The sequence below is a fragment of the Inhella gelatinilytica genome (genome assembly GCF_016093295.1).
Classification (GTDB): Bacteria; Pseudomonadota; Gammaproteobacteria; order Burkholderiales; family Burkholderiaceae_C; genus Inhella; species Inhella gelatinilytica.
In genome coordinates this window covers 538,777-554,561 of record NZ_JAEDAL010000001.1, presented here as the reverse complement: position 1 = coordinate 554,561, position 15,785 = coordinate 538,777, and the positions used below count along the sequence as shown (strand labels likewise).

Below are 15,785 nucleotides of genomic sequence, written 5' to 3'. Positions count from 1 at the left end.
GCTGGCTCTCGACTCGGCCATTCAGGCCGTCGGAAACCAGCGCGGGTCGGTCGAGGAGGGGGTTGCTCTTGGCCGCTGACCCGGCGCCTTGCGGGGCCAGGTGAAACAGCGCGGGCGCTGTGAGAAGCAGACGGGCGAGCAACAAATCAACTCCAGTGACGAGTCCAGTGTGCCCCGTCCCACCGCACTCCGCAAGCCCCTGAAGCTCCTTAAAAAACCCGAGAAAAACCGTGCGCCCGAGGCACGATTCGACGGCCATAATGATTCGTTTTCTCCCTTGGAGCCCCCTCTTGGACAGTGATCACCCTCGGTGACCGTCCACCGCACGCAGGCGCGTCGGTGTGACGGTGACGACCCCAAGCACCTTTCCCCGACCTGAGGCCCATCCGCCTCGCTAAAGCCCGCAGCGCCGATGCTCAACATCTTCACGCTCGAAAACGGCCGCTTGGCCGGTTTACCTCTGACGGACTTCGATGGTCCTCAGGCCGCCCAGATTCGACCGACTTGGGTGGATCTCGAAGACCCCAGCGAGGAGGAAAAGCAGTGGGTCACCACCCACTTTGGGCTCAGCATTCCCGACGATGCAGTGGACGATGACCTGGAGGAGTCGGCCCGCTTTTACGAAGAGGACGATGGCCAACTGCACATCCGTTCGGACTTCTTGCGCTTGGACGAAGAGGGGGCATCCCGCAACGTGCGCGTGGCGTTCATCCTCTTTCGCAACACCTTGTTCTCGGTGCGCAAAGAAGATCTGCCGGTGTTCCGCCTGCTGCGACTGCGGGCGCGGCGCACCCCGGCGTTGATTGACGACGCCAAGGATGTGCTGCTCAAACTGTATGACGTGGACGCGGAGTACAGCGCCGATGCGCTGGAGGGGATCTACGACGCCTTGAACGCCATCAGTGCACGGGTGCTGCGCGAGCAGGTGGACGACCAGACCGCCAGTGAGGTCCTGACGGCCATTGCCCGTGAAGAAGACTTGAACGGCCGTATTCGCCGCAACGTGATGGACACCCGGCGCGCGCTGAGCTTCATGATGCGCAGTCGCATGCTCACGGCCGAGCAGTTCGAAGACTCGCGCCAGATTCTTCGCGACATCGACTCGCTGGACAGTCACACCGCCTTCCTGTTCGACAAGATCAACTTCTTGATGGATGCGACCGTCGGTTTCATCAACATCAACCAGAACAAGATCATCAAGATCTTCTCGGTGGCGTCGGTGGCACTGCTGCCCCCGACTCTGATTGCCAGTGTTTACGGCATGAACTTCAAGTTCATGCCCGAACTGGATCAACCCTGGGGGTACCCCATGGCGTTGGGCTTGATGGCGATCTCGGTGGTCGCTCCCTTCACGTACTTCCGTCGCAAGGGTTGGCTGTGACCAAACCGTCGAGCGTGCGGGCGCTGACGCTGGATCTGGACGAAACGCTGTGGCCTATTGCGCCGGTGATCGAACGCGCCGAGGCCGCGTTGCACGTCTGGCTGGCGCAGAACGCACCGGCCACTGCCGCCCGCTTTGATGTGGCGGCTCTGCGCGAGTTACGCGACACCGTGGCATTGGAGTTCCCAGATCGCGCGCACGACTTCACTTGGGCGCGCAAGGTCTCGATTGAGCGGGCGTTGGTTGCGGCCGGTGACGATGCCGCCTGGGCCGAGCCTGCGTTTGAGCATTTTTTTGAATGGCGCCATCGCGTCACGCTGTTCCCGGATGCGTTGCCCGCGCTCACGCGTTTGGCCGCACGGTTTCCGCTTCTGGCGCTGACCAATGGCAATGCGGAACTGCACCGCATGGGCTTGGCCCATTTCTTTGTCGGACGCCTGAGCGCGCGCGATCATGGCCGGGGCAAGCCCCACGCCGATTTCTTTCAGGCAGGCTGTGAGCGCCTGGGTGTGTCGCCGGGCCAGGCCCTCCATGTGGGGGATGACGCCGCACTGGACATTGAAGGCGCGCATGCGGCGGGTCAGCCCAGTGCGTGGATTGTTCGCCCGCATCATGGGATGCCGCCCGCCCCCCTGCACGCGAAGCCGGTGTTTGTGGGGGCCGATCTGTTGCAGCTAGCCGACTGGCTGGGGGCTTGAGGCGAGCAGCGCCACCCCGAGCCCCATGCACACGGTGCCAGCCAACCGCAGGCCGCGATCCTGCTCCTGCAACAGATGCCCACCCAGTAGCGCGGCGAAGAGCATGGAGCACTCACGCAGGGGGGCCACGACCGACAGCGGGGCGGTTTGAAGCGACCACAACATCAAGGTGTAGGCCAGGGGCGAAAACAAGCCAATGATCCCGATCGCGCGGCGGTCTGCCTGCCAGCTGGTGCGCAAGTGGTGGGTGGAGCGCCCCCAAAGGAGCGGCACGATCAGCACCAGGCGCAGGACATTGCACAGGTAATCAAACAGCAGGGGGTGGACACCGGCGTTCTTGATCGCCCAGGCGTCCACCACGGTGTAGCTGGCAATGAGCGCACCCGTCAACGCGCCCCAGCGCAAGCCCGCCAGAACCGCGGGGGTGACCCGCCGGCGGTGGGTGAGACCGGAAATCATCAGTACCCCGAGGATCAGCACTGCGATACCCAGCCATCCGCTGGGGCCGGGTTGCTCCCCAAGGAGCAAGACGGCGGCAAGACTGGACACCAGCGGTCCGGTTCCACGGGCGACCGGGTACACCACGGTCAGGTCGGCGCGTTGGTAGCCCGTCAGCAAGGCGCTGAAATAGGCCAGGTGAATGACTGCACTGGCCAGGGTCAGTAGCCACGCTTGGGCGCTCCAGTGCGCCAAGTCCCGCCAGGCCAGCCACAGCCCCGCAGGCGCCCACAGCACCAGCACGGCCGCACCGCACAGGAATTGGAAGACCAGCGGGTCCCCCGCCGTTCCACTGCGGGCGCGCTTGGCGGCGATGTTCCAACCCGCATGCAGCAGGGCGGCCACCAGCACCAAGACCAATTGATCGGCGTTCAAGCCCCGGCCCCCGTCCGCAACCAGTACTCGGTGCGGGCATAGTGGGCGCGCAGGTGCTCCACCCAAAGCCGCACGCGCAGGGGCTGCAAGGAGCGCTCGGGGGTAACGGCGTAAATGCCATTCGGGGGGGCGGCAAAGGCGTCCAGCACGCTGACGAGGCGACCGGCTTCCAGGTCCCCGGCGACTTCCCAGGTGCTGCGCCAGGCGAGCCCCAGGCCGCGCAAGCACCAGTCGTGCAGCACCTGGCCGTCCGTGCACTCCAGACGGCTGTTGGGCGCGCGGTGGTGCAGGAGGTGACCCTCCACTTGAAAGGCCCATCCACGCGACTGGCTGGCTTCGCTGCTCAGCATCAAGCAATCGTGCCCCAGCAAATCTCGCGGGTGTTCCGGCGTTCCGTTTTGGCGCAAGTAGGCGGGACTTGCGACCACCAGTCGGCGGTTGTCGGCCAGACGCTGACTGACCAAGCTGGAGTCGGGCAGGTCGCCCACCCGCACCGCGCAGTCGTAGCCTTCATTCACCAAGTCCACCACCCTGTCGGCAAGGTTTAGCGACACCCTGAGCTGCGGGTGGGCAGACAAAAAAGCGGGAATGAGGGGGGCCACGTGCCGCCGGCCGAAGCCCGCGGGCGCCGTCACGCGCAAGGTGCCTTGGGCTTGGGCGCCACCGGCGCTGACTTGGGCTTCTGCACCGTGCCAGTCTGCCAAGATGCGCTGACAGTCCTCCAAGAAGCTCTGCCCCTCGGGGGTCAAGCTCAGCTTGCGCGTGGTCCGGTGCATCAGGCGAACGCCGAGGCGGGCTTCGAGCGCATCCATGCGGCGGCCAATGACCGCTGGCGTAACGCCCTCGGCCTCGGCCACCGCCGTAAAGCTCCCACGGGCTGCGACCGCGGCGAAGGTTTCGATTTGGGTGAGCCGGTCCACCCTTTGATTATGCTTATTTGGGTATTGAATGAATGGATGAATCGGTTGTTTATTGATTAAAAGGCGCGCGATAAATTGGGCCCCGTTGTTGTTTCGCCGCTGGAACTCTTGCCATGGTCCCCATTCATCGTTTGCATGTCGCCCCGGTCCTGAAGCGCTTTATTGACGAGGAGGTGCTGCCTGGGACGGGCATTCCTTCTGATCGCTACTGGGCGGGTTTTGATGCGATCGCGCACGAGTTGGCCCCCAAGAATGCCGCTTTGTTGGCTGAGCGCGATCGCTTGCAACTGGCGCTGGACGGTTGGCACCGCGCGCATCCAGGGCCCATCGCCGACATGGCGGCGTACCGGGCGTTTCTGCAGGAGATCGGTTACTTGGTGCCGGTGCCGGCTGCTGTGCAGGCGCAGACCGCTCAGGTTGACGACGAACTGGCGCGGCAGGCGGGGCCCCAGTTGGTGGTGCCCGTCATGAATGCCCGCTACGCCTTGAATGCCGCCAACGCCCGCTGGGGCAGTTTGTACGACGCGCTTTACGGTACCGATGCGATTCCCGAGACGGAGGGGCGAGAGCGGGCGGGTGCCTACAACCCTGTGCGCGGCGCGGCGGTGATCGCCTTCGCCCGCCAGTTCTTGGATCAGGCGGCGCCGCTGGTGCACGGCAGTCACAAGGATGCGCAAGGCTACCGGGTCGAGCAGGGTCAGTTGTTGGTCGTGGGCGTGGGCGTGGGGGCGCTCCAGGATCCGGAGCAGTTTGTGGGGTATCGGGGGGAGCCGACGGCCCCGACCGCCATCCTGCTGTGCCACCACGGGTTGCATCTGGAAATTGCGATCGACCGCGCTCACACCATCGGGCGGCAAGATCGGGCGGGGGTGGCGGACGTGGTGTTGGAGGCGGCCCTGTCCACCATCCTCGACCTGGAAGACTCGGTGGCCGCTGTGGACGCTGAGGACAAGGTGCTCGCCTACCGCAACTACCTGGGCATCTTGCAAGGCACGCTAAAAGAGAGCGTGACGAAGGGGGCGCAGACCCTGGAGCGTCGGCTCAACCCCGATCGCAGCTATCGAAGCCCTCAAGGCGGTGAGTTGACTTTGCCCGGCCGTTCGCTGCTGTTCGTCCGCAATGTTGGCCATTTGATGACCAATCCCGCGGTTTTGCTGGAGGGCGGGCGTGAAATCCCCGAGGGCTTGTTGGACGCCTTGGTCACGGTGGCGATCGCGCTGCACGATGGCAAAGGGCCGGTGCGCAATTCGCGGACGGGGTCGGTCTACATCGTGAAGCCCAAGATGCACGGTCCGGCCGAGGTGGCCTTCGCGTGTGAAGTGTTCGACCGCGTCGAGTCGATGCTGGGTTTGGCTCCCAACACCGTCAAACTCGGCATCATGGACGAAGAGCGGCGAACGTCCGTCAACTTGGCGGCTTGTATCGCCGCGGCCCAGAACCGGGTGGCGTTTATCAACACCGGTTTCCTGGATCGCACGGGCGACGAGATGCACACGGCCATGCACGCGGGGCCCATGCGCCGCAAGGCGGACATGAAGAGCTCCGAGTGGATTCAGGCCTACGAAAAACTCAACGTTAAAGTCGGCCTGGCCTGCGGGCTGCGGGGCCGGGCTCAAATCGGCAAGGGCATGTGGGCCATGCCTGACTTGATGGCCGCCATGCTGGAGCAAAAGATTGCCCATGCCAAAAGCGGCGCCAACACCGCATGGGTGCCTAGCCCCACGGCGGCGACGCTGCACGCGCTGCACTACCACCGGGTGGATGTGGCGGCCTTGCAGGCGCAGATGGAGGCCGAGGGGCTGTCCGCCGCCGAGGCGCAGACCCTGCAAGATGGGTTGCTCACCGTGCCCGTGGCCGAAAGCCCTCGGTGGAGCGCCGCCGAGCGTCAGCAGGAACTTGACAACAACGTGCAGGGCATTTTGGGCTACGTGGTCCGCTGGGTAGAGCAAGGAGTAGGCTGCTCCAAAGTGCCGGATATCCACGGGATCGGTTTGATGGAGGATCGCGCAACCTTGCGCATCTCCAGCCAACACATCGCCAACTGGCTGCATCATGGCGTTGTTTCCGAGGCTCAGGTGCGCGAAACCTTTGCCCGAATGGCCCAAGTGGTGGACGGGCAAAACGTCGGCGACCCGGCCTACGTGCCCATGGCGCCGCGCATCGGTACCCCCTCTCCTTCAGCGGCGTACCAAGCCGCGCTGGATTTGGTGTTCCAAGGCTTGGCGCAGCCCAGTGGTTACACCGAGCCCTTGCTGCATGCGTGGCGGTTGCGGGTTAAAGGGGCCCCTTCGCGGTCGTGAAGCCCTGAGAATCCGACCCTTGCACCCAGATGGGTCGGGGGATTCAAGTGGATCGAGCGGCGGTATGGAGTCGGTATTGGGCGACGGGGGCCCAGCACTCATGTGCGGGTAGTTTTGGTGCCCGGTACGACGGCGCTTTTGAACGGTTTTGGCGTGCGGCGCTCGAGAGCGTGTCGGGGGAGCGACGCGTGCTGGATCTGTGCACCGGCAGCGGCGCCATACCGCGGCTGATTGCGGCCGTGTGGGCGGATGACGGCCCGTGGCATGTGGACGGCGTGGACCTGGCCGATGTGCCGTCGGTCGCCGAACTGGCGCTGCCTGAGGCCAGGATTCGCTTGTGGCCCCGAACCAGCATCACGCAGCTGCCCTTTGCTACTGCGAGCATGGACCTCATCACCAGCCAGTACGGCGTCGAATATGGGGACTGGGCGCAGACTCTGCCCGAAGTGTTCCGTGTTCTGAAACCGCAGGGGCAAGTTTGCTGGGCCTTGCACGCCCAGCCAGCGCGCCCCGTTCAGCTGGCGCGGTCTGAGCTGATGCATCAGGACGCCTTGCTGGCGCCGGACGGACTCTTGGCGTGTGCCGAACGCATGCTGCCCCTGTTGGCGCGCGCGCAAACTGCAAAAGGGCGCGCGCAACTGGATCGAGATCCTGCGGCCCTGAATACTCGCGACCTGTTCAATGCCGCCCAAGAGGCGCTGGCCGCCGCCCTGGCCTCCAGTTCTTGCCCCGATGTGGTGCACGAGGCGCGGGCCGTTGTCAACCAAGCGCTGCAAACCGGCAGTGCCGCGGCTTTGGTGAAGTTCCGGACTCAGGTGTTGGATGCGCAGCTGCGGCTGCGCGAGTTGTGTGAGGCCGCCGTCTCCGATGAAACCCTCCGAAATTTGGAGCATGCATTTGTCGACCGCGGATTTGAGGTCCGATTGACGCCGATCCAGGAACGGGGCCATTTGATGGCGCTCGGGTTCCAAGCCCGCGGACCGGGGGGCGTCGTGTAAGGGGCTGAAACCTATACTGTCCGGCTTGATCTTTCTCAGTCGACGGGTGGGTTATGTTGATTCGTTTTGCGCGGCCCTTGGGGCTGCTCGCCGCGGGTTTGACGCTGGTGGCTTCTGGCGTTTGGGCGCAGTCCGCCAAGACGCCGCCCGCCCCAGCGAGTATTCCGTTGAGCGATTTTTTCAGGACGCCTCAAGTGTTTGGCGTCTCCATGTCGCCCGATGGCCGCAAGATCGCGGCCGTTGTCACTTCGTCCACAGGTCGCCGGGGCCTTGCCGTGGCGGACGTCGATCAGCCGCGCAAATTCAAGGGCATTGCGCAATATGACAACGCGGACATCATCAATGTTCAGTGGGTGAACAATGATCGGTTGGCGTTCGGCCTGGCGGATTTCCGCGCGGCGGCCGCGGATCAGGACGACCAGGGCCTTTTTGCCATCAACGCGGATGGTAGCGAGTTGACTTGGGTGATCGACCGGGGCTTTGCACCTCGCTCATTCGGCGGTTCGGCCAAACCGCCACTGGCCAGCAACTTCATCTTCCGCGGACCGATTCGCGATGGTTCTGTCGATGTCTTGGCGCTGCGCATCGTGAAGGGGTCGGGCGATGACCGGATCCCACCCAGCACGGAGTTGGTGCGCATCAATACGGAAACCTTGGGCTTCAAGTCCTTGCCCGCCGGCGATATTCCGCGTGCGTCCTACAGCTTCCTGGTGGACCGCAAAGGTGCCGTCCGCTTGGCCACGTCGGGGGATGCGCGCAGTCGCGCGACCTACCACTGGCGGGATGAGGACGGCAACTGGAAGGCGTTGGGGACTTTCGACCAGATGGACCCGGAGCCCAACGCCTTCACGCCATTGCAATTCGATTTCGATGGCAGTCTCTTGGTGACGGCTTTGGATGGCAGTCCGGCCCGTACCGCTGCGCTGTACCGATACGACCCCGCCACGGGCAAGCGGGCGGACCAACCCCTGGTGTCCATCAAGGGGTTTGACTTCGAAGGGCGGGTCATCATTGACCAAGTCAAACGCAAAACCCTGGGCGTGAGTTTTCTCTCGGATGCGCAAGGGCAGGTGTGGTTTGAGCCGACGATGAAGGCCAATCAGGCCGCCATCGACAAGCTGCTGCCTTCGACCAACAACCTGATTCAATGCAGTTACAACTGTTTGAGCACTCGCCACCTGGTGGTGACGTCCTATTCGGACCGTCAGCCGGCGGTGTACAGCCTGTTCGATCGCGAAACGGGCTCCTTGGTTCCGGTGGCAGAGACGCGCCCCTGGTTGGACCCGCGCAGCCTGGCGACGCAGGAATTCTTGCGCGTGAAGGCGCGGGATGGCCGCGAGTTGCCGCTGTACTACACCAAGCCGCAGGGCAAGGGCCCGTTCCCGACGGTGGCCTTGGTCCATGGCGGACCCTTCGTGCGGGGTCATGAGTGGGGGTTTGATTCGGAAGCCCAGTTCCTGGCCTCGCGCGGCTATCTGGTGCTGGAAGTCGAGTTCCGGGGCAGCAAGGGTTATGGCGATGAGCACCTGCGTGCCGGCTGGCGCCAGTGGGGTCAGGCCATGCAAGATGACGTGACCGACGTGACCCGCTGGGCCATCGCCCAAGGTTTGGCCGATGCCAAGCGCGTCGCGATCGCCGGCGCCAGCTACGGCGGCTACGCGACCATGATGGGTCTGGTCCGTGAGCCCGAGCTCTACAAGGCCGGGATCAACTGGGTTGGGGTGACCGATATTGAGCTGATGTACTCGGTGGGCTGGAGCGATTTCATGGGGGGGGCGTGGATGCGCTATGGCATGCCCAAGCTCATCGGTGACGCCGAGAAAGACCGCGACATGCTGCGCCGGAACTCACCGCTGCTGCGCGCTTCGGAGATCAAGCAGCCCGTGTTGCTGGCCTATGGTGAGAAAGACTTCCGGGTGCCGCTGCCCCATGGAACCAAGATGCGTGATGCCCTGATCCAATCGGGTAACAAACAGGTGGAGTGGGTGGAGTACGAGGGTGAGGGGCACGGCTTCATGCTGCCCAAGAATCGGGATGATTTCTATACCCGCGTCGAGCGCTTCCTGGCGCGGCACCTGCAATAAGTTCGATGGAAAGGAATGCCCATGTCTTCACTTCGTAAAACGGCGCTCGGCGTCGCTGTGGCTGCGGCCCTGATTAGCAGCTCGGTGAGCGCGCAAAACACCAAGAAGCCGGCGCAGCCCGCTCCGGCGGCCAAGCCCACGGTTTCGGCCGCATCCAAGGTCATGACGCGCGATGAATTGCGCCGGTGCATCAAGATTCAGGATGACACCAAGGCCTTGTCGGTTGAGTTGGAACGCTATCAGGCTGAAGCGGCACCGGAGAAGGCCCGCATCGCGCAGATGTCTGAAGACCTGAAGGCTCAGCGCCAAGCCTTGGATGGCCCGGGCGCCCGGCTCAAGGATTTGCAGGCCGCCTTCAAAGAGCAAAAAGAAAAGGCCGATGACTGGAAGCGCCGGTACGAAGAGCTGGAGGACCAAAAGGGCTCCCGCACTTACGAAAAGCGCAAGATGGAGTTGGCGGCCGAGCAGAAGGCGTTGAGCAAGCGTGCGGATGAACTGGAGGCACAACGCAAGGAGCTGTACGGCCCTTACGAGGCTGCCGCAGCGGCTTACAACGAGAAGGCGGCCGCCTATGACGCGGCGGCCAATGCGTGGAACGCGCGCAATGACAAGGCGGCGCAGCTGGACGACAAGATTCACGAACTGAAGGCCGATTACGCCGCGGAGTGCGCGAATCGCAAGTTCGACGAAAACGACGAAAAAGCCATTCGTCAGGGCAAGTAAAGCCCGTTAGAAAGGTCCAACATGAGTGCGTTGAACGCCGGCTTGCAGCGGGCCCGGGCGCTGCTGGAGGACCGCCAGGCCCTGGCGGCCGAGCTGCAATTGCGGCGGCTGGTGCAAGAGCATCCGGGCAGCCCGGTGCCGCGGGCGTGGCTCGGGGCGCTGGCCCTGCAGCGGGAGGATGCCGAGCAGGCCATTGAGTGGTTCGAGGGGGCCCGCACCCTGCTGCCCGACGATGCTGACCTGGTGGCGCAGTTGGCTCAGGCCCACTGCGAGGCCCAGGCTGCGGACAAGGCTTTGGTGCTGCTGCGGGAATTCGTGGCCGGCCATCCGGCGGCCTACGAAACCCAACTTGTGTTGGCCAATCTGCTGGACGAAATGGGGCAGAGTGCAGCCAGCGTGGCTGTGGGCTTGCGAGCGCTCACGGCCGCACAGGCGCGAGGGCAATGGATGGACGTAACCACCACCCCGCCGCATCTGCACGATGGCGTGGCCTGGTGGTCCGAGCGGGTTCGCAAAGAACGCAAGGCTTTGGCGCAATCCGTACTGGACGAGCAAGTGGCGCGTTTCGGGCGCTCAGAGATGCGCCGATTCGAAGACTGTGTGCGCTACTTTCTGGGCGAGGCGCCGGAGTTGGCACCGCCGCAGTCGCGGCAACAACCCAAGTTCCTGTATTTCCCCGGATTGCCTGAGGGGCCTTATCACGACCCCGCCTTGCAACCCTGGTTACCCGAGTTGCTGGCGGCCTACCCCCAAATTCGGGCCGAAGGTTTGGCGATGTTGGGAGGGGATGGGACCGGCCGCGAGGACTTCTTGGGCTTCAAGCCGGGCGATGATCGATCGAAATACGTGGGCGGTGATGGGGCCAACCCCGCCTGGGACGCTTGGTTTTTCTACCGACACGGACAACGCTACGAGGCCAATCACCGCCTGGCCCCGGCCACCAGCGCGGCTTTGTCGCGCATCGAGCTGTGTGAGGTGGAAGGACAAGCCCCGGAAATCTGTTTCTCCCTGCTGGCTCCGGGTTCGTTGATCAAGCGCCACTTTGGTGTGACCAACACCCGCTTGGTGTTCCACCTGCCGCTTCGGGTGCCCTCCGGCTGTGCCCTGCACGTGTTTGGCGATGCGCCGCACGAGTGGCAAGAAGGCCGCCCCATGATGTTCGATGACACCTTCGAGCACGAGGCATGGAACCGGTCCGACGCCCCGCGCTTGATTTTGCTGATGGATTGCTGGAATCCGCACTTGACCCTGCCCGAACGCCATGCCGTGCGCCAGTTCGCTGAGCGCATGACGCGGTTTGAAAACGCGGACAGCCTGAGCTGAGTCGGCGTGACCGCCCTGGTGCGGTGGACGCCGAGCGGGTAACAAGTAGAAACGGGGCTACGAGCCCCGTTTTTTATGCGCCGTCCCGGCGGAGAAGCCCGCGCAACCGGGCATGAAAAAGGGGCCCCAGTGGGGCCCCCTGCTTCAGGCTGGTACGAAGGCAGGCCAGGCCTGCCCCCTCCCGCAGTTCTGATTAGAACTTGGCCTTCAGGGTCAGCTGCACTTGACGGCCGTAGGCGTCGTACAGGCTGTAGTTGAACGGCTTCGAGCTGGTCGAGATGCGCTGGGGTTGCTTGTTCTCGACGTTGATCACGCCCAGCGTCAGCGAGGTGCCCTTCAGCGGGGTGTTCCAGGTGCCTTGCAGGTCGTGGGTGATGTACTCGTTCACGTCCAGTGCGCCCGAACCGTTTTGGCCAATCATGTTGATGTTCCAAACGGCCGAGAAGGCACCCATCGACCAGCCGTTGGCCAGGGCCACGCGGGTGCTCGGCAAGCCGAACACGCCGACGTAGTCGGTGCCATCTTGATCGGCTTCGATCAGGTGCGAAACACCCAGACGGTGGAAGAACTTGCCGATGCCTGCGTACTTGTGCTGCAGCAGGACCGAGAGGTCAACGCCGGAGTACGTGATTTCGCCTTCGTTCGCGTAACCGGACACGATCTGACCGATGGCGCCCGTGACCGGGTCACGACGGATCGACAGCCCGCTCGGGATCGGACGGGGATCGGCGCCGTTGTTGCGGTCCACGATGGTCTGCGCGTCGATGAACGAGATCGTGTTGGTGATCGTCGTGTTCCAGTAGTCGGCCGTGATGGACATCCAGTTCGTGGCATCCCACACCGCGCCCAACGAGAACTGCTTCGACTTTTCCGACTTCAGGGTCGGATTGGCGATGCGCAGGCCGTTGATTTGGAACGAATTTTCTGCGCAGTCGGCGTCCGTGAACGTCGGCTCGTTGACCTTGCAGTGACGCAGGTCAATGATCGAGTCGGCGCTGAAGGCCGGCTTCTGGGTCGTGATGTCCAGGGTCGGGGCACGGAAGCCACGGCCCACGGAGCCACGCAGCGTCAGGCTGCGCATCGGCTGGTAACGGATCGAAGCCTTGGGCGAGAAGTCATTGCCGTAGTCGGAGTACTTCTCGTAACGGGCGGCGAAGCTGGCTTCCAGGCCCTTGGCGATGGGCATGAACAGTTCGGTCGACACGGCGTCGACATTGCGGCCACCGCCCGACGAATTGCCCGAGCTGCCCAGCACCTGACCGGCTTCGCTCAGCGAGTCGTAGATGTCGGCGTAGTCTTCGGTGCGGTGCTCAGCGCCCACGTACAAACGGGCCATGCCGCCACCCATCTTGAACAGGTCGGTGGTCACGTTGCCGTAGATTTCGGTCTGACGGTACTGGCTGTCACGGTTCGTGGTCGTGGTGAACGACTTGAGCAGCGAATCCGGGTTGTTGAACGGATTGATCAGGTCGTAGCTCAGGTTGTTGATGGCTTCCTGAGCCAGGTTCTTGACGATGAAGCCGCGGCCCAGTTCGATGAACTTGGAGGTGGTGCGGCGCACGCCGAAGTCCACATCCATGCCACCGATGGTGCCTTGGAAGCCCACGCTGGCGTCGAACAGGTTGTTGTTCGTGGTGGTGTCGCGATTGCCGGCGGCGGCAAAGCGGTGCCACACGAAGAAGGGGCTGGTTTCGCCGTACTTGGCCAGGGCGGCGGGCGAGCTGACCAGCAGCGAGTCCGGCACCGGGGCGTAACGGCCGAAGCTGTTGCTCTCGCTGTTGGAGACGGCCATGTAGGCGCTCCAGTCCTTGTTGATGCGCACTTCACCGCGGGCGAACACCGAGCGGGCGTCCGTGGCGGCTTCGTCGGCAGCAACCAGGTTGAAGTCGTAGCGGCAGCGGCCGCCCGACACGAAGAAGCCCTTTTCAGGGTTGTTACATTCGCCAACCCAACGGCCCAGGTACACGCCGAAGTCTTCGTAGCCGCCATGGCCGTCCGGATAGGCGCGGAACTTGTTGTTCGAGAACGACGAACGGCCTTGGGTGTAGCCCCAGGGGTAGTCGCGCACGAAGATGATGTCGCGCGTGGACTTGGAGACGCCGGCAATCATGCGGCCCTTCTCGCCCACCACGCCCATGATGGCCGAGGCTTCTTCGCGATCGCCACCCTTGATGTCCGTCTGGGTCTTGCCCATCTTGACTTCCAGGCCTTCGAAGTCCTTGCGCAGGATGATGTTGATCACGCCACCGATGGCGTCAGAGCCGTAAATGGCCGATGCGCCGTCGGTCAGGATTTCGATGCGCTCCACCGCAGCAAGGGGCACGGTGTTCATGTCAGCGGCTTGGCCGGTGGCGGGCGACTTGGCGACACGGCGGCCGTCAATCAGCACCAGGGTGCGGGCCGAACCCAGACCGCGCAGGTCCACTTCGGCCACGGCTTGGGCGCTGCTGCCCGACTGGGGACGCAGGTTACCGCCGCTCGAGAACGTCAGGTTACGGACGAATTCAGCAACGGTCGTGGCGCCGCTGTTGTCCAGGTCTTCACGCTTGAACGAGGTCACGGGCAGGGCGCCCTCGGATTCGGCGCGCTTGATGCGCGAACCGGTGACTTCGATGCGTTCCAGCTGTTGCGGCTGGGATTCTTGGGCGGTCACAGCCAGGCTGCTCACCAGCAGGGCGGCGGCGACGGCGACGCTATTGCGCTTCAACATGCATGCTCCTAAATGGGATAGGGTTCACCCCGGAGCGCCCAGAGAAGTCCGAGCGCCCTCAAAATGGGGATCGGCGGATTTTCCGGGAAAGGCTTGTCGGGCGTTCGGTTCTGTGAACAGGATTGGGTGGTGATTTGCGGCAACGCTTTTTTTGTTGACGGCAAAGGTATGTAAATGACTCGAAAATGCAGCAACGTCATGACAAATGCCGGCAAAAAATTGGTTTTCTGGCGGCTAGTGGTTAACGCGCGGGTTGTTGTTGATGTGCCACAAGTCACCGTGGCCTTTGACTGTCGCGTCCAGAAACAGCTTTGAGGTCAAGATGTGCCAACTCCTCGGAATGAACGCCAACATCCCCACGGATGTGATGTTCAGTTTTGCTGGTTTGGCCCGGCGTGCCGAAGAGCACAAAGATGGTTTTGGCATCGCCTTCTTTGAAGGCAAGGGGCTGCGGCTGTTTGTGGACCCTCACAGTGCCCGCGAGTCGGCCCTGGCCGAGTGGATTCAGCGCTACCCGATTCGCAGCGAGGTGGTGATTGCCCACATCCGCAAGGCCACGCAAGGGCGGGTGGTGCTCGAGAACACGCACCCGTTCCAGCGCGAGTTGTGGGGGCGGTACTGGGTGGCGGCGCACAACGGCAACCTCGTGGGTTACGCACCGAACCTACATGGGGCCTTTCGCCCGGTTGGCGATACCGACAGCGAGCGGGCGTTTTGCTGGGTGATGCAGGAGCTGGCCAAGGCGCACTGTCAGGTGCCTTCCCTCACGGAGTTGACGCTGACGCTTCGGGAGTTGTTGCCGGTGATTGCGCGTCACGGCACGTTTAACTTCTTGCTCTCCAATGGTCAGGCGCTGTGGGCTTTTGCCACCACCCGCTTGCACAGTTTGGAGCGCCGTCACCCGTTTGGAATGACCCACCTGGCCGACGCCGATGTCAGTGTCGATTTTTCAGCGCACACGAACCCTTCGGACCGGGTGGCCTTGATCGCCACGGAACCCCTGACCACCGGAGAGGCGTGGCAGGCCCTGCCGTCGGGGGAGTTGTCGCTGTGGGTGGGGGGCGAGCGGGTGGCCTAAAAGCCCCTGGCTCCGAACGCCGCGGTTGGCGTCAAACCCGCAGCTGCACCAAATCCTGGGCCAAGACCACCAAGCCGGCGCGCAGGGCGGCTTGCTTGGCCAGCCGCTGGCGGTCACCGCTCATCAGGTGGCTGAGCCACGCAGCCTCGCCCTGGCTGCGAACCTGGCGTTGGTACAGGATGCGGCCGGGTCCGTCCGCCGCCCCCGGAGCGGCCTGGGCCTCGGGCAGGTTTTCACGGACGGTGTACTCTACCCGCGCCGTGGCTTCGGCGCCGCCCAGCAGTCCGCTGGCTTCCAGGCTGATGATGCGCGCGTCCAGTCGGTAACGCCCGGGGTGCGGCGCCGCGGCCAGGAGTTGTAAGGCCCGCAACTGATCTTCCAGGGCGTCTTGCACCACCGCGTTGGGCGTGTGGGTGCCCCAGAGCCAGCGCAGCGTTTGGCCCAGGAAGTCTGCCGCCCCGGCGTCACCGCCCTGAACGTCTCCGAGGCCGATTTGTTGGCGCAGTTGGGGGTCCACAAAACTGCGCCACTGCAGCACTTGCAGCGGTTTGAGGGCCAGCGGGGGCGATTGCACGGTGCTGCCGCAGCCGACCAGTGCGGTCAGGGCAAGGGCCACGATCGGGGCAAGGGCAAAGCGCACGGCGGACATGCGGGGGAGTCTAGGCAGGCCTGCGGAGCGCAATCGGCTCAACAGCGG

Annotated in this window: 12 protein-coding genes; 8 read left to right on the top strand and 4 right to left on the bottom strand. The window is 63.8% G+C overall.

All coding sequences use genetic code 11. The annotated features are described in order from the left end of the window. The first annotated feature begins 412 nt into the window (after positions 1-412). Complete coding sequence (corA, locus tag I7X43_RS02590; RefSeq protein WP_198099327.1) at positions 413-1,381, top strand: magnesium/cobalt transporter CorA; 969 nt, start codon at positions 413-415, stop codon at positions 1,379-1,381. Then, positions 1,378-2,079: an HAD family hydrolase gene (locus I7X43_RS02585; protein ID WP_198099326.1), complete on the top strand. Its 702-nt coding sequence runs from the start codon at positions 1,378-1,380 to the stop codon at positions 2,077-2,079. The genes corA and I7X43_RS02585 overlap by 4 nt, the downstream gene beginning before the upstream one ends. Here the strand turns inward: I7X43_RS02585 and I7X43_RS02580 are convergent. Both I7X43_RS02580 and I7X43_RS02575 read right to left on the bottom strand, forming a co-directional pair. Further along, positions 2,056-2,952: an EamA family transporter gene (locus I7X43_RS02580; protein ID WP_198099325.1), complete on the bottom strand. Its 897-nt coding sequence runs from the start codon at positions 2,950-2,952 to the stop codon at positions 2,056-2,058. The two genes, I7X43_RS02585 and I7X43_RS02580, sit on opposite strands and share 24 nt — an antisense overlap. After that, on the bottom strand, positions 2,949-3,872 hold the full coding sequence (locus I7X43_RS02575) for a LysR family transcriptional regulator (RefSeq protein WP_198099324.1): 924 nt from the start codon (positions 3,870-3,872) through the stop codon (positions 2,949-2,951). The genes I7X43_RS02580 and I7X43_RS02575 overlap by 4 nt, the downstream gene beginning before the upstream one ends. Before the next feature lie 113 nt (positions 3,873-3,985). Between I7X43_RS02575 and I7X43_RS02570 the strand changes: the two genes are divergently transcribed. From I7X43_RS02570 to I7X43_RS02550, 5 genes are read left to right on the top strand one after another with little or no spacing between them, the layout of a single operon-like run. Next, positions 3,986-6,172: a malate synthase G gene (locus tag I7X43_RS02570; protein ID WP_198099323.1), complete on the top strand. Its 2,187-nt coding sequence runs from the start codon at positions 3,986-3,988 to the stop codon at positions 6,170-6,172. 29 nt (positions 6,173-6,201) lie between these two features. Next, on the top strand, positions 6,202-7,170 hold the full coding sequence (locus tag I7X43_RS02565; RefSeq protein WP_198099322.1) for a class I SAM-dependent methyltransferase: 969 nt from the start codon (positions 6,202-6,204) through the stop codon (positions 7,168-7,170). A gap of 53 nt (positions 7,171-7,223) precedes the next feature. Beyond that, positions 7,224-9,254: an alpha/beta hydrolase family protein gene (locus tag I7X43_RS02560; protein ID WP_198099321.1), complete on the top strand. Its 2,031-nt coding sequence runs from the start codon at positions 7,224-7,226 to the stop codon at positions 9,252-9,254. 21 nt (positions 9,255-9,275) lie between these two features. Beyond that, positions 9,276-9,977, top strand: a complete 702-nt coding sequence (locus I7X43_RS02555; protein ID WP_198099320.1) for a hypothetical protein — start codon at positions 9,276-9,278, stop codon at positions 9,975-9,977. Positions 9,978-9,998: 21 nt separating this feature from the next. Next, positions 9,999-11,300 (top strand): aspartyl/asparaginyl beta-hydroxylase domain-containing protein, encoded by a 1,302-nt coding sequence (locus tag I7X43_RS02550; RefSeq protein WP_198099319.1) that lies wholly within the window; start codon positions 9,999-10,001, stop codon positions 11,298-11,300. A 193-nt stretch (positions 11,301-11,493) separates the two neighbouring features. Here the strand turns inward: I7X43_RS02550 and I7X43_RS02545 are convergent, their stop codons facing one another. After that, the gene (locus I7X43_RS02545; RefSeq protein ID WP_198099318.1) at positions 11,494-14,010 is read right to left on the bottom strand and encodes a TonB-dependent receptor plug domain-containing protein; all 2,517 of its coding nucleotides are present in this window, start codon (positions 14,008-14,010) and stop codon (positions 11,494-11,496) included. Between the two features lie 322 nt (positions 14,011-14,332). Here I7X43_RS02545 and I7X43_RS02540 point away from each other — a divergent pair, with 322 nt between their 5' ends. After that, positions 14,333-15,088 carry a class II glutamine amidotransferase gene (locus tag I7X43_RS02540; RefSeq protein WP_198099317.1) on the top strand — a complete coding sequence of 252 codons (756 nt, stop codon included), beginning with the start codon at positions 14,333-14,335 and terminating at the stop codon, positions 15,086-15,088. Positions 15,089-15,119: 31 nt separating this feature from the next. Here the strand turns inward: I7X43_RS02540 and I7X43_RS02535 are convergent, their stop codons facing one another. Continuing rightward, entirely contained in the window at positions 15,120-15,737 is a 618-nt protein-coding gene (locus I7X43_RS02535) for a hypothetical protein (protein ID WP_198099316.1), read from the bottom strand. Positions 15,738-15,785 lie beyond the last annotated feature (48 nt).

What these genes read in the sequence shown, in the direction of transcription:
- corA (WP_198099327.1), top strand. Translation starts at nt 413, where the DNA reads ATGCTCAACATCTTCACGCTCGAAAACGGCCGCTTGGCCGGTTTACCT.
- I7X43_RS02570 (WP_198099323.1), top strand. Translation starts at nt 3,986, where the DNA reads ATGGTCCCCATTCATCGTTTGCATGTCGCCCCGGTCCTGAAGCGCTTT.
- I7X43_RS02565 (WP_198099322.1), top strand. Translation starts at nt 6,202, where the DNA reads ATGGGTCGGGGGATTCAAGTGGATCGAGCGGCGGTATGGAGTCGGTAT.
- I7X43_RS02560 (WP_198099321.1), top strand. Translation starts at nt 7,224, where the DNA reads ATGTTGATTCGTTTTGCGCGGCCCTTGGGGCTGCTCGCCGCGGGTTTG.
- I7X43_RS02555 (WP_198099320.1), top strand. Translation starts at nt 9,276, where the DNA reads ATGTCTTCACTTCGTAAAACGGCGCTCGGCGTCGCTGTGGCTGCGGCC.
- I7X43_RS02550 (WP_198099319.1), top strand. Translation starts at nt 9,999, where the DNA reads ATGAGTGCGTTGAACGCCGGCTTGCAGCGGGCCCGGGCGCTGCTGGAG.
- I7X43_RS02545 (WP_198099318.1), bottom strand. Translation starts at nt 14,010, where the DNA reads ATGTTGAAGCGCAATAGCGTCGCCGTCGCCGCCGCCCTGCTGGTGAGC.
- I7X43_RS02540 (WP_198099317.1), top strand. Translation starts at nt 14,333, where the DNA reads ATGTGCCAACTCCTCGGAATGAACGCCAACATCCCCACGGATGTGATG.
- I7X43_RS02535 (WP_198099316.1), bottom strand. Translation starts at nt 15,737, where the DNA reads ATGTCCGCCGTGCGCTTTGCCCTTGCCCCGATCGTGGCCCTTGCCCTG.